Annotated in this window: 15 protein-coding genes; 6 read left to right on the top strand and 9 right to left on the bottom strand. The window is 73.8% G+C overall.

Features of this window, described 5'->3' with window-relative positions; genetic code table 11:
• Positions 1 to 283: 283 nt before the first annotated feature.
• Both NW895_RS23220 and NW895_RS23225 read left to right on the top strand, forming a co-directional pair.
• Complete coding sequence (locus tag NW895_RS23220; RefSeq protein ID WP_289937738.1) at positions 284 to 1,240, top strand: SRPBCC family protein; 957 nt, start codon at positions 284 to 286, stop codon at positions 1,238 to 1,240.
• Positions 1,241 to 1,443: 203 nt separating this feature from the next.
• Positions 1,444 to 3,630 (top strand): condensation domain-containing protein, encoded by a 2,187-nt coding sequence (locus NW895_RS23225; RefSeq protein WP_289937739.1) that lies wholly within the window; start codon positions 1,444 to 1,446, stop codon positions 3,628 to 3,630.
• A gap of 649 nt (positions 3,631 to 4,279) precedes the next feature.
• On the opposite strand, the gene NW895_RS23230 is transcribed toward NW895_RS23225, so the two are convergent.
• Both NW895_RS23230 and NW895_RS23235 read right to left on the bottom strand, forming a co-directional pair.
• Positions 4,280 to 5,236 (bottom strand): AfsR/SARP family transcriptional regulator, encoded by a 957-nt coding sequence (locus tag NW895_RS23230; RefSeq protein WP_289937740.1) that lies wholly within the window; start codon positions 5,234 to 5,236, stop codon positions 4,280 to 4,282.
• Positions 5,237 to 5,342: 106 nt separating this feature from the next.
• Positions 5,343 to 6,095 carry an alpha/beta fold hydrolase gene (locus NW895_RS23235; protein WP_289937741.1) on the bottom strand — a complete coding sequence of 251 codons (753 nt, stop codon included), beginning with the start codon at positions 6,093 to 6,095 and terminating at the stop codon, positions 5,343 to 5,345.
• A 550-nt stretch (positions 6,096 to 6,645) separates the two neighbouring features.
• Here NW895_RS23235 and NW895_RS23240 point away from each other — a divergent pair.
• From NW895_RS23240 to NW895_RS23255, 4 genes are all read left to right on the top strand, one after another.
• Positions 6,646 to 8,442, top strand: coding sequence for an acyl-CoA dehydrogenase (locus NW895_RS23240; protein ID WP_289937742.1), 1,797 nt, complete (start codon positions 6,646 to 6,648; stop codon positions 8,440 to 8,442).
• 110 nt (positions 8,443 to 8,552) lie between these two features.
• A complete protein-coding gene (locus NW895_RS23245; RefSeq protein WP_289937743.1) occupies positions 8,553 to 8,822 on the top strand; it encodes a phosphopantetheine-binding protein in 270 nt (89 codons plus the stop codon).
• 23 nt (positions 8,823 to 8,845) lie between these two features.
• On the top strand, positions 8,846 to 9,679 hold the full coding sequence (locus tag NW895_RS23250; protein ID WP_289937829.1) for a 4'-phosphopantetheinyl transferase superfamily protein: 834 nt from the start codon (positions 8,846 to 8,848) through the stop codon (positions 9,677 to 9,679).
• Between the two features lie 495 nt (positions 9,680 to 10,174).
• Positions 10,175 to 10,600: a hypothetical protein gene (locus NW895_RS23255; RefSeq protein ID WP_289937745.1), complete on the top strand. Its 426-nt coding sequence runs from the start codon at positions 10,175 to 10,177 to the stop codon at positions 10,598 to 10,600.
• A gap of 144 nt (positions 10,601 to 10,744) precedes the next feature.
• On the opposite strand, the gene NW895_RS23260 is transcribed toward NW895_RS23255, so the two are convergent.
• From NW895_RS23260 to NW895_RS23290, 7 genes are all read right to left on the bottom strand, one after another.
• Positions 10,745 to 11,575 (bottom strand): alpha/beta hydrolase, encoded by an 831-nt coding sequence (locus NW895_RS23260; protein ID WP_289937746.1) that lies wholly within the window; start codon positions 11,573 to 11,575, stop codon positions 10,745 to 10,747.
• A gap of 116 nt (positions 11,576 to 11,691) precedes the next feature.
• The gene (locus tag NW895_RS23265; protein ID WP_289937748.1) at positions 11,692 to 12,483 is read right to left on the bottom strand and encodes a thioesterase domain-containing protein; all 792 of its coding nucleotides are present in this window, start codon (positions 12,481 to 12,483) and stop codon (positions 11,692 to 11,694) included.
• Positions 12,480 to 13,466: an LLM class flavin-dependent oxidoreductase gene (locus tag NW895_RS23270; protein ID WP_289937749.1), complete on the bottom strand. Its 987-nt coding sequence runs from the start codon at positions 13,464 to 13,466 to the stop codon at positions 12,480 to 12,482. The genes NW895_RS23265 and NW895_RS23270 overlap by 4 nt, the downstream gene beginning before the upstream one ends.
• Before the next feature lie 65 nt (positions 13,467 to 13,531).
• Positions 13,532 to 15,217, bottom strand: a complete 1,686-nt coding sequence (locus NW895_RS23275) for a long-chain-fatty-acid--CoA ligase (protein ID WP_289937830.1) — start codon at positions 15,215 to 15,217, stop codon at positions 13,532 to 13,534.
• A 45-nt stretch (positions 15,218 to 15,262) separates the two neighbouring features.
• Positions 15,263 to 21,172: a type I polyketide synthase gene (locus NW895_RS23280; RefSeq protein WP_289937750.1), complete on the bottom strand. Its 5,910-nt coding sequence runs from the start codon at positions 21,170 to 21,172 to the stop codon at positions 15,263 to 15,265.
• Positions 21,173 to 21,204: 32 nt separating this feature from the next.
• Positions 21,205 to 21,531, bottom strand: coding sequence for an acyl carrier protein (locus tag NW895_RS23285; protein ID WP_289937751.1), 327 nt, complete (start codon positions 21,529 to 21,531; stop codon positions 21,205 to 21,207).
• A 201-nt stretch (positions 21,532 to 21,732) separates the two neighbouring features.
• Positions 21,733 to 23,187, bottom strand: coding sequence for an MFS transporter (locus NW895_RS23290; RefSeq protein ID WP_289937752.1), 1,455 nt, complete (start codon positions 23,185 to 23,187; stop codon positions 21,733 to 21,735).
• Positions 23,188 to 23,206 lie beyond the last annotated feature (19 nt).

Below are 23,206 nucleotides of genomic sequence, written 5' to 3' on the forward strand. Positions count from 1 at the left end.
CGGCCCCGGGCATGACCTGGCCCTGGCCCAGGCCGTGATCTGGCTGCGGCCCTGCCGCGCGCGGTTGTGTTGCGTGTGGGGCCGTGCTGTACCGCGTTCTGTGCCGGGGGTGCTGCGGGTGCCGGGCGGGCAAGGCGGGTGGGGGTCGAGCGGTATTCCGGTGGGTGTCGAGCGGGCCGGGACAGGCTCTGTGGGACGACCGCCCTGCCGGAGGGCATGCCGGCCGTGCGCGCTCCGCGCACGGTAGCCGGGCGGCTTTTGCCGAGGAGAGAAGGTGGTCTGGGTGCCCGGTGAGCGTGTGAGCCGTCTGTCGCACGCGGTTGACGTGGCCGCGCCCGCGGGGGTCGTCTACGGGCTGATCGCCGATGCCGAGCGCTGGCCGCTGTACCTCCCGCCGAATGTGTATGTGGAGCGGCTGGACTTCGACGGTGTCCGTGAGCGGCTGCGGATGTGGGTGCTGGCCGATCAGCAGATCAAGTCCTGGACGTCGGACCGTGTCCAGGACCCCGCGCGGCGCCGGGTCTCCTTCCGCCAGGATCTGATCATGGAGCCGGCCGAGTCGATGGGCGGTACCTGGTGGGTGCAGGCCCTTGCCCCCGACCGGTGCCGGCTGACCATCAATCACGAGTTCACGGCCGTCCATGACCGGCCCGAGGACGTGGCGTGGCTTGAGCGGGCCACCGTCGACTTCGCCCGCCTGGGTCTGAAGAGCCTGCGGTTCCTGGCGGAGCGCTGGCAGCGGCTGGACGAGCTGGTGCTGTCGTTCGAGGAGCAGGTGCGGATCAAGGGGCCCGCCGAGCTCGTCTACGGCTTTTTGTACGAGGTGGCGGACTGGCCCGGGCAAGTCCCGCACGTGCGGCGGGTGGAGCTGGCCGAGCCCCACGTCGGCGTCCAGGAGGTCACCATGGATCTGGCCGGCAGCGACGGCGCCTCGGACACGGTGCGGTCGGTGCGGGTGTGCTTCCCGCACGCCGGACGCATCGTGCACAAGGACACCGTGCCGCGCAAGCTCATCGCGGCGCACTGCGGGGAGTTCTCCCTCGTGCCCGACGCGACAGGCCTGACCGTGCTCTCCCAGCACCACGTCGTGCTGCGTGAGAAGGACATCGAGCAGGTCCTGGGCGCGGGCGCCACCGTCCAGGACGCCCGCCGCCGGGTGCGCGCGGACCTGGGCCTGGAGAGCCTGCAAATCCTGCGGCTGGCCCAGAAACACGCCGAGTCGGCCGTGCGCATGCTGTGACGCACCACCACCCCCTCATCCCCCCCACACACACAACAGCGGGGGGTGTCCGGTGCCGGGCGCGGTGTCAGCGGCGTGTCAGCGGTGCGTGGGGGCAGCAGGCCAGACTCGGCTTTCCGGCGCGCGAAGGACGCGAAGGAGAGGAGGAGCGGGGCCTGCCGGCCGTCGCCCCGCGCGGGCGCAGCCTGGGCCCCGCGGAGCCGATGACCGCCGAACGCCACGTGGATGTGTCGCTGACCGCAGTGCTCGCCCTCGACAGCCGGGCCGCTGAGGCGGCGTCCACCCTGGAACTGCGCGGCCCGCTGGAGCGGGACCTGCTGCACGCCGCCCTCGAACGGGTTGCCGCCGACCGGCCGCACCTGCGCCGGATGCGGCCCCACACGGTGCGTCAGGCACCCGGCCACCATGTTCTGCGGTTCGACGCCGGCTACCCCCTCGGTGTGCTCGCCGACCTGCTCACCGCGGCCGCGCCGGCAGCGCACGGCACCGGCAGCGGGCCCTCACCCGGCCCCCGCGCCGGCCGGCCGGCCCCGGCCCTGCCCGAGCCCCTCGCGCTCACCCCGCTCCAGCACGACCTGCTCGCCGGCACCCCGCACCGGCAGGTCGCCCAGCTCGTCTGGCGCTGGCACGGGCCGCTGGACACCGGCCGGTTCACCGCCGCCTGGCAGCAGGTCTTCGACCACGAAAGCGTGCTGCGCACGGCGTTCGTCTTCACCCCGCAGCCCCACCTGGCGCTGCACGCCCGCGCCGTGCCCGAAGTCAGCCGCCACGCCCACGGCACCCTGACCCGGCAGGCGCTGATGGAACAAGAAGCACAGCGCGGCTTCGACCTGGGCCGGCCCGGCCTGCTGCGCGCCGCCCTGCTCGACGGCGCACCGCAACAGCCGCCGGCCGGCCTGGCCCCGCCCACCGACATCGTCCTGACCTACCACCGCGGCCTGCTCGACGGCCGCAGCGTGCGCCTGCTGCTGCAGGAGTTCTACCGCGCCTACCTCACCGCCGGCACCAGCGGCGGCGAACGCCGCCCCGACCTGCGCGACTACGGCCGCTGGCTGGCCGCACAGGACACCGCGCCGGCCCGCGCCTACTTCCAGCGCACCAGCGCCCAGCTGAGCCCCGCCCTGCCCCGCGCCCGCCCCGGCGCCGTCACCGGCCGGCACGGCACCGGCCGCACCCTGGCCCGGCTCACCCGCTCCGAAGCCGTACGCCTGGCCCACTGGGCGGCCCGCTTCGGAGCCACCGAAAGCAGCGCCCTGCAGGCCGTGTGGGCGATGATCCTGTTCACGGCACACGGCACACGGCGCGCCGCGGCCCCGGTCAGCTTCAGCGTCACGGTGTCCGGACGCGGCATCCCGATGGAGGGCATCGCACGCGTTCCCGGGCCCTTCGCCAACCCGCTGCCGCTGAGCCTGACCGTGGACCCGGCCGCCACCGTGGCCCAGCTGCTGCGCGAGGTGACCGACCGCGCCCTGGACCTGGCCGCCTACGAATGGGTCTGCGCCGGGCAGATCCGCACCTGGCTCGGCTACGACGCCGACGCCGCCGTACCCGAGACCGTGCTCTGCTTCGAGCACCGCCCCCGCCAGGCGCACCACCTGACCTGGGACCTGGCCGCGCAGGGCATCCACGTGGAAGACGCCCGCCTGGCCGCAGGCCACGGCGCGTTCGCGGTCGGCGTGCTCGCCCACCACGACAGCATGGGCCGGCTCGTGCTGACCGCGGTGCACGACCGCGGCCGGCTGCACGACGACCAGGTGGCCCAGATGCTCGCCCACAGCGCCCAGCTGCTGCGCCAGCTGCCCGCCGCCGCAGAGACCATCACCGTCGCCGGGGCACTGGCGCACCTGGCCGGCACCGACATCCCCCGCCTGCACGATGACCGGCCGGCCGGCTCCCACCGGCGCCTGCGACGGCTGCGCCCGGCGGCCCGCCCCGGCGCCGCCACCATCTGCCTGATCGCCCCGCCCGGATACGACGACAGCCGCCACAGCGCGCTGGCCCGCCACTACACCGGGCCCGAGGCCGTGACCACGCTGCGGGCGGACGTGGCCCGCCTGCCCCTGCTGCTCACCGCGCTGCAGCCCCTGCTCCAGGCGGGCGAGCCCCTCATCCTCGGCGGCTTCTCCGGCGCCGGCGCCCTGGCCTGCGAGCTCGCCCGGCACCTCGCGGCCGACCTCGGCCACGCACCCCTGGTGGTCCTCGGCGCCGACCACGACGACGCCGGCGGCGCCGGCGACGACGGCCGGCTGCGCGATCTGGCCCATGCCCTGCACACCGCCGCCCGCCGCACCGAAGAAAACCCCCACAGCAGCGAAGACAACCTTCACGGCACAAGGACCGAACAGAACCCCCGCGGGAGCGAGGAAAGCCCCCATGGCAGGAGCGGATAGAACCCCCCCGGCACAAGGACCGAAGAGAACCCCCCGCGGGGGAAGCGAAGAGAACACCCAACCGGGGGGAGCGAAGAGAATCCCCAACCAGGGGGGAACGGACAGAACCCCCACGGGACAAGGACCGAACACAGCCCCCCACGGGGGAGCGAAGAAAGCCCCCAACCAGGGGGAACGGGCAGAACCCCCACGGGACAAGGACCGAACACAGCCCCCCACCGGGGGAGCGAAGAGAGCCCCCACGGCAGGAGCGGTCAGAGCCCCCACGGCAGGAGCGGTCAGAGCCCCCACGGCAGGAGCGGTCAGAGCCCCCGCGTCGCCGCACGGCATCCCAGGCCAGCGGCGCGGGGCGGGGACGGCGGTGCCCGCCGCGGCGGCCCCGCACACCCGCAGCGCCCGCCCGGCAGCGGCGCCCGCCTGCCAGCGGCGGCCGGCCCGGGCACGGGGGAGGGCCACGGGTCGGCCGCCGCGGACCGGACATCGAAAAAAAAGGGGGGGCGCACTCCGCCTGCCTGTCCGGCCCCGGCGGGGCGAACCGCCCAAGGGGGCCCCTCCTGTGCCTGGCCGGCATCGCCAGGGTGCCGCACGCCGGTGGAGCGGGCCTTGAGCGGCTGCCGGCACCGCACCCGGCCGCGGCCGGGGTGCGGTGCTAGTGTCCGGCCGGCTTCCCGCCCGCCGCGGCCGTCAGCTGCTCGAAGCGGCGCAGCAGGTGCTCCTGCTGCAGCCGCAGGCCCTCGATGCGGTGGTTGAGGCGGGCTATCTCACTGCCCAGCCACCCGGCCGCCGGCCCCGCCCCGCCCTCCTGCCCGGCAGCCAGGGCGGCAGAGGCGTCCGGCAGGGCCAGCGCCGGATCCTGATGCAAGATCGCCTCCATACGGCTGCGCAGGGCCGGGCCCGGCTCCACGCCCAGCTCGTGCACCAGACGCTTGCGCGCACGCTCGTACACGCTCAGCGCCTCCGCCTGCCGCCCGCACCGGTACAGCGCCACCATCAGCAGCTCGTAGAACCGCTCCCGCAGGGGATGGTCACAGGTCAGCTCCTCCAGCTCGCCGGTGACCTCCCCGTGCCGCCCGGCCCGCAGCAGCGCGTCGTACAGCATCTCCCAGGCGGTCACCCGGTGCTCCTCCAGCTGCGCCGCCTCGGCCGCGCAGATGTCGCCGTAGGCGCTGCCCTCCAGGGCCGGGCCCCGCCACAACGACAGGGCCTGGCGCAGCAGTTCGGCGGCCCGGCCCGGATCACGGCCGGCCGTCTGCCGGCCCTGCGCCATCAGGCTGTGGAAGCGCTGGGCGTCGATCTGGGCCGCACCCAGGTGCAGCACATAGCCCAGCGAGCCGGTGGCGATCCACTCGTGCGGCCCTCCGGCCGCGCCGCCGGCCCGGGGCAGCCGCCGCCGCAGCCGGGCCACATGGGCCTGCAGCGCGTTCGCCGCGTTGGCCGGCGGGTGGCCGCCCCACAGCTCGTCGATCAGCCGGTGCACGGACACATCGTGCCCGGCCTTGACCACGAGCGCGCCGAGCAGGGCGCGCTGCTTGGCGCCCGTCGGAAGGATGCGCACACCGGTGTGCTCGTCCTGGATCTCCACGGGACCGAGGATGCGGAACTGCATCTGTCCCCCTCATGTCGAAAGGCAGGCAGTCGGTAGCGGCAGTCAGGTGCAGGTGATCAGAGGCACAAGTGGCCGGACCCGCCCGGCCACCGGTCCGGCCCCGGGTTCATCCGGCCGCCGGCGGCAGGTCCGCGGCCAGGGCCAGGGCCGTGTCCACGTCCTGGCAGACCTGCCCGAGCAGCACCCGCGGGTCGTCCAGGAAGTAGAAGTGGCCGCCGTCGAACAGGCGCACGCCCAGGAAGCGTTCGGTGTGCCGCTCCCATCCGGCCAGCCGCTGCGCCGGTACGGAGGTGTCCTGGCTGCCGCCGAACACCGACAGCGCCACCGGCAGCACGGGCGTGCCGGGCTGGGGCCGCCAGGTCTCCACCAGGCGCATGTCGCCGCGGATCAGCGGCTCGTACAGCGCCCACAGATCGGGGTGGTCGAAGACCTCGTCGGGGGTGCCGCCCAGCAGCTCCAGATGACTTTGCAGTTCGGTGCCGGGCAGGTGGTGATGCTGCTTGTCCTCGCCCTGCCACCGCGGCGCGCCCCGCGCGGACAGCCCCAGCCACACCGGCAGCGCCTGGCCCCGGGCGGCGAGCTGGACGGTCAGCTCGTAGGCGATGACGGCGCCCATGCTGTGCCCGAAGAAGGCGTAGGGGCCCTGCAGTTCGTCCTTGAGGCGGCGCCGGAAGAAGTCGGCGAGCCGTGCGGCGTTGTGCAGCTGCGGCAGGTCGCCGAGACGGCCGCGCCCGGGAGCGTCCAGCAGACGGACCTCCCACTGCTCGGGCAGCAGGGCGGGCCACTGGCGGTAGGGCACGTGCGAGCCGCCCGCGTGGTGGAAGACGAACAGGCGCAGCGCCGGTCCGGTGCCGTCCATCGCTCTCCTCACATCGCCCCCGTGCGTGGTTTTCGCCAAGACGGCCCACGCCTGGAACGCATCCGGTCTTGTGCAGGTACTTTCGGACCATATCCGGTGTCCGGAAAACCCAGCAGCGGCCGCCAGAGCAATTCCGCTCGCGGTGTGATGATTCTTGAGTGCTTTTCAGGCGGCGGCCCGTACGGCGGCACCGGCGCCGCAAAAAAAGAGGCCCCGCGTGCACGGACCGGGCCCCGCATTTCAAAAGAAAGCCCCCGGCCGGTCCGTTTCCGAAGGAACGGGACGGCCCGGGGCCAAAACCGGCCCCGGACCATCCCCTTACCCACCGCCCCGCCGCCCGCGGTCCGCCGTCCGCGGTCCGCGGGCGGCGGCGGGGCGGCGGGGCGGGCGGTGGCGCACTGCGGGGGTGCGCGCGGCGCTTCGGGAGGGGGCTTGGCCCATGCGCGTCTCCAGCGATCCTCCAGAGGCGTTGATAAGGCTCGGTGCCACAAGGCTTGCTGAGGCTGCGGCGGACGGAAGACGGGCCTGCCCGGCGGAAGGTGGCAAATCGATGGCACTGACGACGTTTGCGCTACCCACGAACGAGGCGGCCGCGCGGCCGCGGGCACAAGCTGCTGCGCTGAACTCCGAAGCGGCGGTGGCCGGACGCGTCGCGGACCTGGAGCGCCGTTTCGGTGACCCCTGGGATGCGGCCAACCCGCTGGGGCATGCCGCGATCCTCGCCGCCGACGAGCGCGGGCTGCCGCAGGCGCAGGCCGAGCAGCTGCTGGACGGCTTCGGGCTGAACGCCGAGTTCGTGCCCGCGGCCCTGGGCGGCCGCCTGGTCAGGGCCGACACCCTGGCCCGGGTGCTCAGGGCGGTCTTCCGCCGCGACCAGGCGCTGGGCACCGGATACGGTGCCTTCTCCGTGCTGGCCGGCGCCTCGGTGTGGGTGGCGGGCAGCAGCGCGCAGCAGCGGTGGGCGGCCGATGTGCTCCTGGGCGGCGGCCGGCTGGCCGTCTCCTACCGCGAACTGGCGCACGGCAACGCCTTCCTGCGCGACGAGTTCACCCTGAGCGCCGGCGCCGGCGGCGGCCTGGTCCTTGACGGCACCAAGCGGGTCATCATCAACGCCGACCGCGCCCGCGGCCTGGTGATCGTGTGCCGCAGCTCCCGCGACAGCGGCAGCCAGAGCCACTCCACGCTGCTGCTGGACCGGCAGGCACTGCCCGCCGGCCGGGTGCGCGACCTTCAGCGCTATCCGATGGTGGGCATGCGCGGCTGCCGGATGACCGGACTGCAGTTCACCCACTGCCCCGTGCCCGAGCACAGCATGCTCGGCCAGGAGGGCGGCGGCGTCGACCTGGCCCTGCGGTCCTTCGCCTTCACCCGCAGCATCCTGCCCTCGATGGTGCTGGGCGGAGGCGACACCGCCCTGCGCACCGCGCTGCGCTTCGCCGACGTGCACGGCGTCGGCGGGCGGCCCGTGCAGCGCAACCCGCAGGCCAGGCGCACCCTTTCGGGAGCCTTCAGCGATCTGCTGATCTGCGACAGCCTGGCCCTGGCCAGCACCCGGGCGGCCGGGCTGCACCTGGGCATCACCGGCGTCTACGCGGCGGCCACCAAATACCTGCTGCCCATCCTGCTGCACGACGCGGTGCACGAGCTGTCCGTCCTGCTCGGCTCCGCCATCTACGTCCGCGACGGCGAGTTCGGCATCTTCCAAAAACACGTACGGGACCTGCCGGTGACCAGCCTCGGACACGCCGGCGCGGCGGCCGCGCTGTCCACCATCACCCCCGAACTGTCCGCCCTGGCCCGCCGCTCCTGGCTGACCGATACGCCCTCGCACGCGAGGCTGTTCAAAGTCCGCGACGACCTGCCCGTGCTGGACTTCGCCCGCCTGTCCACCGCCGCCGCCGGCGACCCGCTGTGCGCGGAGCTGGTCGCCGCCGCCGAGGACATCGAAACCGGCCCCGACAGCCCGTGCACCGCCCAGCTGCGCCCGATCACCCGCCACCTGGTCGGCGAACTGCGCCGGCTGCGCGAGGCCTGCGCGGCGCTGGCGCCGCTGAGCCGGCACAGCCTGGCCAACCCGCACACCTACGCGCTGGCCGACCGCTACACCCTCATCCTGGCCGCCGCCGCCTGCCTGGGCGTGTGGCGCCACCAGCAGCACAGCCAGGACACCTTCCTGGCTGGCTCGGGCTGGCTGGTGACCGCGCTGCTGCGGATCTGCACCCGCCTCGGCCTGGGCACCCCCGCCACCGCACCCGGCCCCGAGGCCGAGGTCTTCGCCGAGCTGTCACGCCGCTTCACCCAGGCCGCCAGCTTCGACCTGTACGACACCCCGCTCGCCGCACGATGAACCCACCCACCCACCCGCCCAACCCCCGCCCCGCCCAACCCCCGGCCTGCCTGCCCGGCCGGGGCCGGCGTGTCCGGCCGGGCGGGCAGGGACACGCACCGGAGGACACCATGAGTGAACTGCTGCTCAACCGGGTCGCCGACGACGTCGTCGCGGCGCTGGAGACGGGGCTGCCCCCGGCCGGGCAACACAGCCGGCTCTATGAGGATCTGGGCTTCGACTCCCTGATGCTCATCGAGCTGGTGCACCGGCTGGCCGAGCGCCGCCCGTGCCTGGGCGAGCTGCCGCTGCCCGACATGGTGGGCCACATGGCCAACGTCGGCTCCCTGACCGACCTGCTGCGCACCACCACCTGGCAGGGCGAGGAGAACGCGGCGTGAGCTGGGCCCCGGCCGCCTCGGCGATGCTGCCCGAGCCGTCCGCGGCCGCCGGGCTGTGCCAGGTCACCCCCCAGGGGCCCTGGCACACCGTGCGGCGTGAACTCGCCGAACGCGGCAGCGTGGTGGTCTTCGCCCACCTGCAGGACTGGCTGGCCGACTTCCAGCCGGACACCGGCGCCCACTCCGCGCTGCCGGCGCTGCTCGGACGGGACTTCGCCCGCCTGCAGAAGATGACCAACGACGAGGTACGGGCCCGGTTCCTGGCCTCCCGGCTGCTGCTGAAGTACACCGCGGGCGCCGTCCTGGAGGCCCGCCCGGCCGACATCGACCTGGCCTACAAGCCCGGCGGCCGCCCCTATCTGCGCGGCTGCGACCAGGTCGACATCAGCCTCAGCCACACCGCCGACCTGCTGGTCGTCGGCATCACCCGGTGCGGCTGGATCGGCGTGGACGCGGAGCTGTCCAGCCGGCAGCTGCACGGCTCGGCGGTGGAGCGGCAGATCTGCACCCCCTACGAGACCGACCTGTTGGCCCGGATGGCACCAGGGCGGCGCAACGCGGCACTGGTACGGCTGTGGACGCTGAAAGAGGCCTACAGCAAAGCGATCGGGCAGGGGCTGCGGTTCCGCTTCACCGAGTTCGGCTTCGCACCCGGGGCCCAGCGCGTGCAGGTGCTGCGCCCGGACGGCACGCCGGGCTCCGGCGACGAGTGGAGCTTTCGCACCTGGACGGTGGCCGGCCAGTACACGGTGAGCGTCGCGCTGGTCGACCTCGGCTTCGACGACGCCGTCGACGTCACCGCCCAGACCATGCTGGACGAGGGCATGGTCGACGCGCTGCTCAGCCAGGCCCGCTGACCCGCCAGGCCCACCAAGCCCGCCGGGCCCGCTGACCCGCCCGGGCCTGCCGGGCCTCGCCGCACGCACGAAGAGACCGGCCCGGACGGGGCCGGTCTCTTCCAGCAGCGGCAAAGAGGGCGGGATGCGCCCCTGCGCGGTCCTGCACCCGACACCAAGCGGACTCCCGTCCCCGGTCGGCCGCTGCGGGCGCCTGTCCTGGCCGCCCGGACCACGGCCGGCTGCGCCATCTGGCGGGTGCCGTGCGTCCTGGCGACACCACCAGCATGCGCCCGCCGGCTGACACGCCACTGACCGGCGGCTGACCTGCGCCCGCACCTGCGCCCGCGCCCCCGCCCGCACCCCCGCCCGCACCCGCGCCGGCACCCGCGCCGGCGCCTGCGCCCGCGCCCGGGGGCCGGGCGTTGACGCGAGCACGGTGTCAGGGCCCCGTCAGAGGCCTGTGGCAGCGTCGCGTAGGCGACACCCGACCCCCCAAGGAGACCAGGAGACCTCATGACGACGAACCAGGCCACCCGGATCGCTGCGGCGCACCCCACCGCCGCGGCTGGCCCCCTGCGTCTGTTCCTCGCACTCGACGCCGCGGTCACCGCGGCCAACGGCCTGATCTACCTGCTCGCCGCCGAGCCGGTGGGCGACCTGCTCGGCCTGGAGCGCGGTTTCCTGCGGGGCATCGGTGCCTTCCTGGCCGTCTACGGCGTGCTGGTGGCGGCCCTGGCCGCCAGGCCGCTGCCGCCGTCCGCGGCCACCAAGGCGGTGATCGAGGTCAACATCCTGTGGGCACTGGCCAGCATCGCCGCCGTCGTCTTCGGCTGGCTCGATGCCGACACGGCGGGCACCGTGTGGATCCCGCTGCAGGCGCTCGTGGTCGCCGCGTTCGCCGCGCTCCAGTTCAGCGCCCTGCGCAAGGCCCACCGCTAGCCACCCCCCTACCGGGCCAGGCCGGCAGCAACGGCGCACGGCGCCGCGCCCGCACCCCCCGCAAAAGGCGGAAACGGGGTGCGGGCGCGGCGCTGTGCGCGTGCGGGGCCGCACAACAAAAGGGGGGCGGCCTGCGTGGCGTCCTTACCCGCCGGCGAACTGCAGAAGGTCGGTGTTCAGGCGGTCCGCGTGGGTGGCGAACAGGCCGTGTGCGGCGCCCTCGTAGACCACCATGCGGCTGTGCGGGATCAACGACGCGGTGCGCTGCGCGCACAGCTGGAGCGGCGCGCTCATATCCGCGTCTCCGTGCACGATCAGCGTCGGTACGTCGACGCCGCGCACGTCCTGGCGCAGGTCCTGCGTGAACAGGGTGCGGGTGACCTCCACCGTGGCGCGCAGGGAGCTGTCCAGGGCCTGCTGGGTCATCCAGTCCATCAGCTGGGGCGACAGGGTCAGGGAGGCGGCCGTGGCGTCGGGGCCGGCGAAGAACGGCAGGGCGATCTGGGACACGTAGCGGGCCCGGTCGGCGCTGATCGCGGCGGCGGCCTGCTCGAAGACGGCCAGGTCGATGCCGTCGGGGTTGTCCGGCGCGCGCAGCAGGTAGGGGGTGGTGGAGCACACCAGCGCCAGGCGTGCCACCTGGGCGGAGCCGTGCCGGGCCAGATAGCGCACCGCCTCGCCGCCGCCCATGGCGTAGCCGACGAGGGTGATGTCGGCAAGCTGCAAGTGGTCGATGAGGCAGGCCAGATCGTCGGCGAGGGTGTCGTAGTCGTAGCCGTCCCAGGGCCACTGGGAGCGGCCGAAGCCGCGCCGGTCCGGCAGGATGCAGCGCAGGTTGCGCGCGGCCAGGTAGGGGGCCTGGAACTCCCACATGCGGGAGTTCATGGTGGCCGAGCACAGGAGGATGACCGGCCGGCCCGCCCCCCAGTCCTCGTAGTGCAGTTGTGTGCCGTCCTTGGCGGTGACGAAAGGCATGGGTACCTACCCGGTGACGGAAAGAAAAAAAGGGGCGGGGAACGAGGCAGACAGCGCAAGAGGGGCGGGGGCGGGGGAGCAGCGGGGTGGCGGGGGAGCAGCGGGGGCGGTGGGGGTCAGTGCGCCGGCTGCGGGGCCAGGCGCCGCAGATGGCGGGAGAAGTCCGCCGTCACCGCCAGGGCGTGGTGGTCGAGGTAGAAGTGGCCGCCGGCGAACCCGCGGTGCCCCAGGTACTGGGGGCTGCGGCCGGCCCAGTGGGTCATCGCGTCCGCGTCCTGCTGCAGCGGGTCGCTGTCGCCGCCGTAGGAGGCCAGCGGGCAGGACACCGTCGCGCCGTCGTCCTCGTACTGGGCGGAGACCTTCAGGTCGGCGCGGAGCGCGGGCACCACCAGCGCGAGCATGTCCGGGTTGTCGTAGACCTCGGCGGGGAACGAGCCCAGCTTCTTGATCCACTGAAGCATCTCGTCGTCGGGCATCTGGCTCTGTTCCTCGGTGGGCCGGTAGAAGCCGATGGGCGACCAGCCGGACACGCCCAGCAGCAGCGGCTGGCGCTCGCCTTCCTCCTTGAGCCGTACGGCCACCCGGAACCCCAGCTGGGCGCCGAGGCAGTGACCGAAGATCGCGAAGGGCCGGTCGTCGTCCAGTTCGTCCAGGACCGCCTCGTACAGGCCCTCCAGCAGCGGTTCGAAGTCCTGGTAGGTCTCCTCCTCGCGCCGGTTGTGGCGGCCGGGCAGGGTCACCGCCTGCACGCAGATGTCGGAGGGCAGCAGGCTGGGCCAGTCGCGGTAGATGATGGCGCCGCTGCCGGCGTGCGGCAGCAGGAAGAGCCGCAGACCGGCGTCGGGGTCGGCCTGGACGGGGTGGAACCAGGAGCCGGCGGTGGACATGTCCGGGCCGAATCCGTTCACCGTGACATCTCCTTGACTCGGGGCAGCACCACGTCGGCGATCTGCTTCAGCTGGGGTTCGCCCTGCAGCGAACCGATCCGGATGATCAGGTGCCGGGCGCCGGAGCGTACGTAGGCGGCCAGCGCGTCGGCGCACTCCTCGGCGCTGCCCCAGGCGTAGGCCTGCACCGCCGCCATCTGCTCCAGGGTGCGCCCGTAGTAGTGCTTGAGGTAGTGCTCCAGCTCGGCGCGGGCCCGCCGGCGGTCCGCATCGACGGTGATCGTGGCGTACAGCGCCGGGGTGATGGCGTCCGCGCTGCGGCCCGCGGCCGCGGCCAGTTCACCGATCCGGCGCCAGGCCGCGCCGTAGGCTTCGGCGCTGGGCAGGAACGGCATCCAGCCGTCGTAGTGGCGGGCCACCCGCTCCAGTACCCGGGGGGTGTCGCTGCCCGCGAGCCACAGCGGCGGGCCGCCCGGCCGGTGCGGGCCGGGCAGCCTGTCCAGCCCGCACGCCTGCCAGTAGCGGCCCTGGAAGTCGCTGGGCGTGCCGGGCCGGGTGGCGCGCCAGGCCTGGCGCCACAAGGCGGCGATCTCGTCCAGGCGGCCGGCGCGGTGGGTGAAGGAGGCGCCGACGGCGGCGAACTCCTCCTCGGTCTCCGGCATCGGAAAGCCCGAGCCGAGGCCGAGCACGAGCCGGGAGCCGGTGACGTGGTCCAGGCTGGCCGCCTGGTGCGCGCCGGTCAGCGGGTGCCGCAGCGCCGGGGTGAGGGCGGCGGTGCCGAGGGTGACCCGGCTGGTGACCGCGCCCGCGGCGGACAGCACCACGAGGGGGTCCAGGCGCGGGCGGGCGATCAGCGAGTCGCCCGCCCACAGCGAGTCGAAGCCGAGCTGCTCGGCCTGCCGGGCGAAGTCGAGCAGCGGTGCGGCGGCGAAGGTGCCGTTGATGGCCTGCTCCCGGGTCGGCAGCAGCACGCCGACCTGCGCAGGGCCCGATGAGGTGCCCATGGGTCCAACTCCGTTCACAGTCTTTGTCCGTTCCATTCGATGCGCGTGCCGGCCGGCGGGCCGCTTCAGGCCGGCGCCGGCCTGCGTACTGCGCCCGCCTGCCAGCCGCCCGCCTGCTGTGTGCCTGTCTGCCGGCCGCTGAGCTGCTGTCTCACCGAGCGGCGCAGGATCTTGCCGGAAGGGTTGCGGGGCAGTGCGTCAAGGACGTGGTAGCGGACGGGGATCTTGTAGTCGGCGAGCCGGCCGCGCAGGAACAGCAGCAGTTCGCGCGGGCTGGCGCTGGTGCCCTCGCGCAGCACCACGGCGGCGTGCACGGCCTCGCCCCACTGCTCGTCGGGGACGCCGACGACGGCCGCGTCCGCCACCGCCGGGTGCTCGCTGAGCTGTTTTTCCACCTCGGCCGGGTAGATGTTCTGCCCGGCCACGATGATGGTGTCGTTGATCCGGTCGCACAGGAACAGATAGCCGTCCTCGTCCAGGTAGCCGGCGTCGCCCATGTGCAGCCAGCCGTCCACCAGGGTCTGGGCGGTGGCGTCGGGCCGGTTGTGGTAGCCGATCATGTGGGCCGGGGTGCGGATGCAGACCTGGCCGATCTCGCCCGGGCCGAGTTCGGTGCCGTCCCGGTCGCAGATCTTGATCTCGTTGCCGGGGCAGGGCCGGCCGGCGGCCTTCAGCAGCCGGCTGCCCGGGATGTGCGCGGACGGCGGCAGGCAGACGGCGACGCTGCCGGCTTCGGTGCTGGCGTAGATCTGGGCGAGCTGGCAGCCGAACATCTCCAGGCTGCGCAGCAGCAGGCTCTCGGAGATCGGCGCCGCCCCGTAGGCGATCTTGCGCAGGGAGGTGAACGAGGCGGGGGTGACGCCGCGTTCGTCCAGCATCATCTGCAGCATCGCCGGCGCCACGAAGGTGATGGTGACGCCCAGGGCGGCGATCAGGCGCACCGCTTCACCGGCGGCGTACATCGGCATGATCACGTGGGTGGCTCCCACGCAGAAGCCGTGCAGGAACCAGCCGATGCCCGCGATGCCGAAGCCGGGCAGGGAGATCAGGCTGATGTCGTCCGCGCGCCAGTCGATCCAGTCGTCCGGGTCGGCGCCGTGGGCGCGGACCGCTTCGGGCAGGGTGAAGAACGTCCGGTGGGCGATGACCACGCCCTTGGGCAGGCCGGTGGTGCCGCTGGTGTAGATCTGCAGGACCGCGTCGTCGGGGCCGGTGCCGGCGTCGGGGGTGGTGTCGGCCGCAGCGGCGTACCAGCGGGCCAGGCCCGCCCCGCGGTCGTGGGTGCCGTCTTCGCCGGTGCCGTCCAGGCGCACCACGGTACGCAGCGCCCCGAGCCCGTCGCCTGCCTGTATCTGCTCAACGGTGGGCTGGAACTCGGCGTCGACGAAGAGCAGTTCGGCGCCGGAGTCGTTGAGGATGTGTTCCACCTCGCCGGCGGTCAGCCGCCAGTTGACCGGCACGATCACCGCGCCGGCTTTGGCGCAGGCCAGGATGGTGAGGTAGTAGTGCTCCGACTCGCGGCCCAGGTAGGCCACCCGGCTGCCGCGGCCGATACCGGCCGCTTTCAGGGCGTGGGCCGCCCGGTTGCTGTCACGGTGCAGCCGCGCGTAGCTGGTGCGGCGGCCCTCGCAGATGAGCGCCGTGTGGTCCGGGCGCGTGGCGGCGTTGCGGGCGCAGGCCTCGGTCAGGGTCCAGCCCGCCTGCGGGTGGCCGGCCGGCCGGTGGCCGGCCGGGGTGGTGATGGGGTTCATCTCGTGGCTCACGCTGCCTTCTGTTCGGCGGTGGGACTTCAGGGGTCATCCGTCCTGTCGGGACAGCTGGGTGTCGACGAACTCGGTGATGTGCCGCACCGAGGGGTGGTCGAAGGTCAGCGAGGCCGGCAGGTTCAGCCCGAGGTCCGCCTCCAGCTGGGACTTGACCTCCATGCCCATCACCGAGTCCAGGCCGAGGGTGACGAAGTCGGCGGTGGGCTCCACCTCGTCGGCCGAGCCGAAGTGCAGCACGGCGGCGACGCGTTCGGCCACCGTCCGGCCGATCAGCTTCAGCCGCTCGCTTCGGGGCCTGGCCAGCAGATCGGCCAGGTCCATGCCCGCATCGTCACCGGCCGCCTGCCTGCGGCCTGCGACGTGCTCGAACAGGGCGTTGGCCAGCGGCAGCCGGGCCACGAACTGGTCCCAGTCGAAGATGTTCACCACCCGCTGCGCCGCGCCGTGCTGCCCCAGCCGCTCCAGGGCGCGCAGCGCCCACGAGGGCGAGAACAGGCGCACGCCGCTGCGTTCGATCTCCGTGATGTAGGAGGCCTTCAGGCGGGCCGAGGCCCCCACCCGCGCCCACGAGCCCCAGTTGACGCTCAGGGCGGGCAGCTGCCGGCGCGTGCGGTAGTGCACCAGGTTGTCCAGGAAGGAGAACGCGGCCGCGTAGTGCGCCTGGCCGACGCCGCCGCGGGCGCCGGCGACAGCGGCGATGGAGGAGTAGACGGTGAAGAAGTCCAGCTCGGCGAAGCCGGCGGCGGCCTCGTGCAGCAGCCACCCGCCGTACACCTTGGGCGCCAGCTGCTCCTCGATGGCCGGCCAGTCCAGGGCGGAGATCAGCTCGCTGCCGATGGCGCCGGCCGCATGGACGATGCCGCCCACCGGGTGCGGCAGCTGCTGGAGCTGTGCGACGAGCTCGGCGACCTGGGTGTCGCTGCCCAGGTCGGCGCGCAGCAGCGACACCGTCGCCTTGTGGGCCAGTTCGCTCAGGATGCCGGCGGCTTCGCCGGTGGGCCGCCCGCTGCGGCTGACCAGCACCAGGTGCCGGGCCCCCAGATCGACGAGCTTGGCCGCGGTGACCAGGCCCAGGCCGCCCAGGCCGCCGGTCACCACATAGGTGCGGTCGGCCCGCACGCCGGTGGCCTGCCGGCCCGCGCCGGCCTCGGGTGTGCCGGCGCCCGGCACGGGGCCGGCGCCGAAGGCGATGACGACGGCCCCGGTGCGCCGGGGCAGCATCCGCAGCGCCTCGTCCGTCTCCTCCACCCGGTACACCTCGCCCCGGGCCGCGTCCTGGTCGGTGCCGCCCGCGGCCAGCGCCGCCGCGGCGGCCGGCCGCTCACCGGGGCGCAGGGGTGTCACCGCCGCCGCGGGCACGGTCACCGCCGAGCCCAGCACCCCCGGCCGGGTCAGACGCACCGGCGTGCCCACGGCCAGGTGTGCTGCGGGGCCCGCCGCCACGACCGTGCCCGCGCAGGCGGTCGCGGTCACCGGCTGCGGTGCACCGTGCCCCTCACCGGCCGGGCCGGCGGGGATGTCCTGGGCGGTCAGGGCCGCGGCCGTCACCTGCACCCGCACCTGATCGTCCTGCGGCGGCGGCTGCTCGGCCGGCACCAGCACGGGCGGGTGCGCGGCGCCGGCGTGCACCTCGAAGGCGCCGGGAAATGAGGGGGCGGCGTCGCCGGGCAGCAGCCGGCGCACATGGCGGCGGCCCGCGCGGTAGGCGATCTGGTACTCGTCCGCCTGGGGCGCGCGCCACTCGGCCAGCAGGGCCGCTGCCGCCGCCTCGCCGTCGCCGTCGACGTCGACGCAGGTCGCTTTGAGCTGGGGGTGCTCGTTGAGCAGTACGTGCCCGAAGCCCCACAGCGCGGCGGCCGCAAGCTGCTCGCCGCCGTCGGCGCTGTCGCCGGGCAGCCACTGGGCGCGCTCGGTGACCAGCCACAGGCGCGGGGTGTGCCGTGCCCGGGCCAGGTGGGGCGCGGCCAGCGCCCGCAGCAGGCTGCGGAAGTTGTGCTCCAGCTCCCCGCGCAGCCGCGCGTACGACATCGGGCCGGCGGCGGGCTGCCAGAACCAGGCGATGTCGGTGACCGAAGCGTCGGCCAGGTGCGCATCCAGCGCCTGCGCGTCGGCCGCCAGGGACAGCCGCACCTCCTGCGCCGGGCCGCCGTTGTCCGGGCCGCCGCTGTCCGGGCGGGCGTTGTCCGGGCCGCCGCTGTCCGGGCGGGCGTGGCCGGCCAGAGCGGTGAGCACGGCGGGCGTCTGCGCCCCGGCCGTGCCCACCAGCAGCACGTGCCGCCCGCCGGGGGTCTGTGCCGCCTCGGGCAGCGAGCGGCGCAGCCAGTCGGCGCGGTGGATGAAGTGCGGCCCGCCGCCTGCCCCGTTGGGGCGTGACAGCACGGCGCCGAGCACTTCGGCGACCGGTTCGTCGTCGTCCAGCAGCAGCACATCGGCGATGCGGCCGGCGCCCTCGGGCCGGACCCGGGCCACCAGGTGCAGCCGCTGGCCGCGCGGCTTTTTGAACAGCCTGAGGCTGCGCGCGGCGCTGAGCGCGTACACCGGTCCGTCCACGTCCAGGGCGACGGCGCCGGTCAGCGCGCTCTCCAGCAGCGCGGCCGGAAGCTGCTCCAGCGCTGCCGCCGGGCCGCCGGCGAGTTCGCCCGTCACCACACCGTGCGGGTGCCGGGTGAGGGCGAGCAGGCGCGGCGCGGCGTCGCCGAAGCCGCGGCCGACGGCCGCCAGGTCGGTGGCGATGTCCTCGGCCTGCGCCTGCGCCCGCGGCGGGCCGGGGGTGCCGGCCAGGGCGTGCAGCGCGGCGGCCGGCGGCTGCTCATCGGGTGCCAGGCGGGCGCGTACGAAGGTGAGCACCTCCCCCTGACCGCCCTCAGCGCCCTCACCGGTGCCGCCGGTACGGCGGGTGAGGGTGCCGCTCACCTCGACCTCGGCCCGGTGGGTGCCCGTCCGGCGCAGCCGTGTCGTCAGCCGCACCACGTCCCTGTCGTCCGCATACAGCGGCTGGGGCAGCCGCAGGTCCTCGATGCGGTGGCGGGTGTGCCCGAACACCGCGTCCTGCAGGGCGAAGAGCAGCTCGGCCCAGGCGGCGGGCGGCAGCGAGGCCTGCCCGCCCAGGCGGTGGCCGGACAGCTCGCCCAGCTCGGCGAGGGTGAACTCGGATTCGAACTCCCGTATCTGCGGCTCGGACTGTCCGGCGGGGCGGGGCCGGCCGAGCAGCGGGTGGTGCGCTTCGCCGGACGCGCCCGGCCGGCTGCGGGCGGTGGAGGCGGGCAGCCAGTACGGCTTGCGCTGGAAGGCGTAGGTGGGCAGCTGCACCATGCCCGGGCGCGTCCCGGCGTGGTAGGCGGCCCAGTCGACACCAAGGCCGGCGGCGTAGAAGCCGGCCAGGGCGCTGAGCATGGCGCTGGGGCCGGTGTCCTGGCGGCGCAGGCTGGCCAGCCACACATGGTCGCCGGCGCTCACGCAGCTCTTGCCCAGCGCGCACAGCATGGCCGAGGGCCCCATCTCCACGAAGGCGTGCCGGCCGCGTTTGGCCACCGTGCGCATGCCGTCGTAGAACCGCACCGGTTCGCCGATGTGCCGCACCCAGTACTCGGCGCTGGCGATCTCCCGCATCCGTGCCACCTTGCCGGTGAGGTTGGACACCAGCGAGATGGACGGCTCGTGGAAGGTGACGGCCTGCAGGGCGGTGCGGAAGTCGTCGAACACCTCCGCCATCAGCGGGGAGTGGAAGGCGTGCGAGACCGACAGCGCCTTGACGCGGATGCCCTCGCCGGCCAGGCGGGCGCTGACCTCGGCCAGCGGCGCGCTCGCGCCGGAGATGACGCACGCCTCGGGGCCGTTGACGGCCGCGACGGCCAGGTCCGGGTAGTCCCCCAGCAGCGGCTCGATCCGCTCGGCGGCGGCGCTGACGGAGGCCATGCCCCCGTCGGCGCGCACCGACTGCATCAGCCGGGCGCGGGCGGCGACCAGCGTCACCGCGTCCGGCAGGGAGAACAGCCCGGCCACGGTGGCGGCCACCACCTCGCCGATGCTGTGCCCGATCAGCACATTGGGCTTGATCCCCCAGGACATCCACTGGCGGGCGAGCGCGTACTCCAGGGTGAACAGCGCCGCCTGGGTGAACAGGGTCTGGCCGATCGCCTGCTCCGCGTCCTGGCCGGTCGTGAGCAGCAGCGCGCGCACCGAGCGGCCCAGATGCGGCGCGAAGAGCCGGTCGCACTCGTCGACGACCTGCCGGAACAGCGCGAACTGCCGGTAGGGGGCGGCGCCCATGCCCGCGTACTGCGCGCCCTGCCCGGTGAACATGAAGGCGACCTTGCGCACGCCCGAGGGCTCCACGGCCGCTTCCGGCCGGCGGGCGGCATCCAGGAGGGCCAGCAGCGCCTGGCGGTCGGCGACGGGGGCGGCGATGCGGTGCGAGAAGTGCGCCCGGCCGACGTTGGCCGTGTAGGCCACGGCGGCCACGTCCGCCTCGGGGTGGCTGGTGAGGAAGGCGTGGTACTGCTCGGCCTGGGCGCGCAGCGCGGCACTGCTCTTGGCGGACAGGGTGAACACCGCCCCGCCGGCGCGTGCGGCGGTCTTTGGCACCCCGCCAGCGGCGGGTAAGGGGGCGGGGGGCTGTTCCAGGACCAGGGCGCCGATGGTGCCGGCGAAGCCGAAGCTGTTGACCGCGGCCCGGCGCACCGGCGCCGTCCACGGCTCGCACGCGGTGGGGATGCGCACCGGATACACCTCCCACGGGATGCGCGTGGAGGGCGTGGAGAAGTTCAGGTGCGGGAAGATGGTCGCCGAGCGGATCTGCAGCAGCGCCTTGATGACGCCGACCAGCCCGGAGGCCGGCTCCATGTGGCCGAGGTTGGTCTTGACCGAGCCCACGATCAGCGGGTCGTCCTGGGTGTGGGTGTCGGCGAACACGTTGCTGATGGCGCCGATCTCGATGGGGTCGCCCAGCGGGGTGCCGGTGCCGTGCGCCTCGACGTAACCGATGTCGCCCGCATCGAGGTGTGCGTCGGCGAGCGCCAGACGCAGCACCCGCTCCTGGGCGGGCCCGTTGGGCACCGTCAGCCCGGCGCTGTCGCCGTCCTGGCCGACCGCGCTGCCGCGGATCACGGCCAGGACGTTGTCGCCGTCCTGCTGGGCGTCGGTGAGCCGCTTGAGGACCACCACAGCGCAGCCCTCGGCGCGCGCGTAGCCGTCGGCCGACTCGTCGAAGGTCTTGCACTGCCCGTCGGCCGCCAGCATCTGGGCGTTGGAGAACATCACCGGGATCCGCGGGCTGTGCAGGGCGTTGACCGCGCCGCCCAGGGCGATGTCGCACTCGCCGCGGCGCAGCGCCGTGACGGCCATGTGCAGCGCGGCCAGCGAGGAGGAGCAGGCGGTGTCGACGCTGATGGACGGGCCGCGCCAGCCCAGGAAGTACGACAGCCGTCCCGCCAGCGGGAACAGGGTGATGCCGGACGCCAGGTGGCCGTCGAGTTCCTCGTAGGCGAGGGTGTCCAGTTCCAGGGCGTAGTCGACGGAGCTGGCGCCGATGTAGACGCCGCCGTTGCCGCGCCTGAGCGGGGTGGGGTCGATGTTGGCGTGCTCCAGGGCCTGCCACGCGGTCTCCAGCAGCATGCGCTGCTGGGGGTCGATGTACTGCGCCTCCTTGGGCGAGATGTTGAAAAAGCCCGCGTCGAACAGGTCGATCCGCTCCAGGTAGCCGCCGGCCCGCGCCCGTATCTTGCCCTTGTCGTCGGGGTGCTGGGGGGTGAAGGCGGCGACGTCCCAGCGGTCCTGGGGCAGCGGGCCGATGCCGGAGCTGCCGGTGCGCAGGAACTCCTCGAACTCCTCCAGGCTGTTGCTGCCGCCGGGAAAGCGCAGCCCCACCCCGACGATCGCGACCGGCTCCGGCGGCTCTCCCGGCAGGTGAGAAGAGGTGGCGTGGCTGTTGTGGCGCGACATGTCCGCGGCTCCTTGTGTGTGCCGGTGATCGGTTACGGGGCGGCGGGCAGGTCCGCGGCGGGCGTACTGGCGAGCAGGCCGCTCAGGTAGCGCACCAGGTGCTCCACGGTGGGCTCGTTGAACAGCACGGTGGTGTCGACGGACACATCCAGCAGCACTTCCAGCTGCTGCTTGATGCGGGTCAGCTTCAGCGAGGTCAGCCCCAGGTCGAAGTAGCTGACGGAAAGGGGGAGTTCCTCCTCGGCCTCCATCAGCAGAGCGTCCTTGAACAGCTCCTCGACGACGGCCTCTATCTCTTCGGTGATCTCATGGGCGGGCAGCTCACGCAGCTGACCCGCAGAAACATTCGCAAAAGACATATAGGTGACCGATCCGACAAGAACGGGGCCGGTGGTGACATCACCGGCGTGCGGGCGTCAAGCCAAGCACCGGCCACTGACACGCCGCTGACCGGCCACTGGCCCGCCCCGCGCGGGCAGCGAAAGGGGGCCGGTACGGACAGCGCGCTGTCCGTACCGGCCCCCGTGACGGCCCGCGCCGTCAGCTGCGGACCGGGCGCCTCACCGCTGCTCGCGCGGCCGCATGTACCGCACGATCACACTGGCGGCCAGGCAGAAGACCACCAGCGGGATCAGTCCCACGCCGAAGGCGTGCGGATAGTCCTCGGGCGCCGCCTCGCCCAGCGCGGGGAAGAAGACGGTGCCGACGACGGCCACCCCGACGGCGACCGCGCCCTCCTGCACGGTGTTGGCCGCGCCGGAGGCCGCGGCGGCGTGCTGCGCGTCGGCGCCCGCCAGGACGGCACCGGTCAGCGGGCCGGTGGTCATGCCCATCCCGATGCCGGCGAGGACCAGCGGGGGCAGGATCCACAGGATGTGCCCGTCGGTGCCCAGCCAGCGGGCCGTCGCCGCGGTCAGCACGTACCCGGTGGCCAGCAGCAGCGGGCCCGTCGAGTACAGCCGGTGGCCCAGCTGCGCGGCCAGCTTGGTGGACAGCATCGACGAGCCGAAGTAGCCGCCGCCCAGGGTGAGGAAGACCAGCCCGGCCTCGGCCGGCGACAGGCCCCGGCCCTGCTGCAGATACAGCGCGAGCAGGAAGAAGAACGAGCCCATGGCCAGGAAGTACGACAGCATGCCGGCCAGCCCGACGGAGAAGGTGCGGCTGCTGAACAGCGAAAGGTCGATCAGCGGGCTGAGCCGGCGGCGCATACGGCGGCGCTGGTGGGCCACGAAGCCGGCGCCCAGCGGCACCGCGGCCGCCAGCAGCAGCCAGCTCCACAGCGGCCAGTCGCGTTCCTGGCCCTCGACCAGCGAGAACACCACCGCCACCAGCGTCACCGTCGACAACAGCGCCCCGACCAGGTCCAGCCGCCCGCCCTCGGCGCTGCGCGACTCGGGAATCAGCCGCGGCGTCAGCACCAGGGCCGCGGCCCCGACGGGCAGGTTGATCAGGAAGATGGTCCGCCAGGTGAGCCCGGCCACGTCCACGGAGATCAGCGCACCGCCGATGGCCTGGCCGAAGACGCCGGCCAGACCGACCACCAGACCGTAGACGACAAAGGCACGCGCCCGCGCCGCCCCGGTGTAGACCACGGCGAGGATGCCCAGCACCTGAGGAACCATCAGCGCCGCGGCGGCGCCCTGCAGCACCCTGAAGACGATCAGCGCATCGGCGCCCTGCGCCGCGGCGCACAGCCCGGAGGCGAGGGTGAACCCCAGCATGCCCAGCGCGAACATGCGCCGCCGGCCGTAGAGGTCACCGAGCCGCCCGCCGGTGATCATGCCCGCGGTGAAGGCCACCCCGTAACCGACGACGACCAGCTGCGACTGGGCGTGGCTGGCCTGCAGATCGGCCTGGACGGAGGGCACGGCGACATTGGTGATGAAGTAGTCCAGGACGGTCAGGAAGGTGCCCACCATCACGATGGCCAGCGCACCCCAGCCGGGCCCGCCCGTACCGGCCGGTGGTCTCACCCCTTCCTCGACGCTGGTGGTGGAAGCGGCGTCCGTCGTCATCGTGGTGCTCCTTGTGGGG

This window comes from Streptomyces sp. S.PNR 29, assembly GCF_030386795.1.
Classification (GTDB): Bacteria; Actinomycetota; Actinomycetes; order Streptomycetales; family Streptomycetaceae; genus Streptomyces.

What these genes read in the sequence shown, in the direction of transcription:
- NW895_RS23270 (WP_289937749.1), bottom strand. Translation starts at nt 13,466, where the DNA reads ATGGGCACCTCATCGGGCCCTGCGCAGGTCGGCGTGCTGCTGCCGACC.
- NW895_RS23245 (WP_289937743.1), top strand. Translation starts at nt 8,553, where the DNA reads ATGAGTGAACTGCTGCTCAACCGGGTCGCCGACGACGTCGTCGCGGCG.
- NW895_RS23280 (WP_289937750.1), bottom strand. Translation starts at nt 21,172, where the DNA reads ATGTCGCGCCACAACAGCCACGCCACCTCTTCTCACCTGCCGGGAGAG.
- NW895_RS23230 (WP_289937740.1), bottom strand. Translation starts at nt 5,236, where the DNA reads ATGCAGTTCCGCATCCTCGGTCCCGTGGAGATCCAGGACGAGCACACC.
- NW895_RS23250 (WP_289937829.1), top strand. Translation starts at nt 8,846, where the DNA reads ATGCTGCCCGAGCCGTCCGCGGCCGCCGGGCTGTGCCAGGTCACCCCC.
- NW895_RS23225 (WP_289937739.1), top strand. Translation starts at nt 1,444, where the DNA reads ATGACCGCCGAACGCCACGTGGATGTGTCGCTGACCGCAGTGCTCGCC.
- NW895_RS23290 (WP_289937752.1), bottom strand. Translation starts at nt 23,187, where the DNA reads ATGACGACGGACGCCGCTTCCACCACCAGCGTCGAGGAAGGGGTGAGA.
- NW895_RS23285 (WP_289937751.1), bottom strand. Translation starts at nt 21,531, where the DNA reads ATGTCTTTTGCGAATGTTTCTGCGGGTCAGCTGCGTGAGCTGCCCGCC.
- NW895_RS23240 (WP_289937742.1), top strand. Translation starts at nt 6,646, where the DNA reads ATGGCACTGACGACGTTTGCGCTACCCACGAACGAGGCGGCCGCGCGG.
- NW895_RS23255 (WP_289937745.1), top strand. Translation starts at nt 10,175, where the DNA reads ATGACGACGAACCAGGCCACCCGGATCGCTGCGGCGCACCCCACCGCC.
- NW895_RS23260 (WP_289937746.1), bottom strand. Translation starts at nt 11,575, where the DNA reads ATGCCTTTCGTCACCGCCAAGGACGGCACACAACTGCACTACGAGGAC.
- NW895_RS23275 (WP_289937830.1), bottom strand. Translation starts at nt 15,217, where the DNA reads ATGAACCCCATCACCACCCCGGCCGGCCACCGGCCGGCCGGCCACCCG.
- NW895_RS23235 (WP_289937741.1), bottom strand. Translation starts at nt 6,095, where the DNA reads ATGGACGGCACCGGACCGGCGCTGCGCCTGTTCGTCTTCCACCACGCG.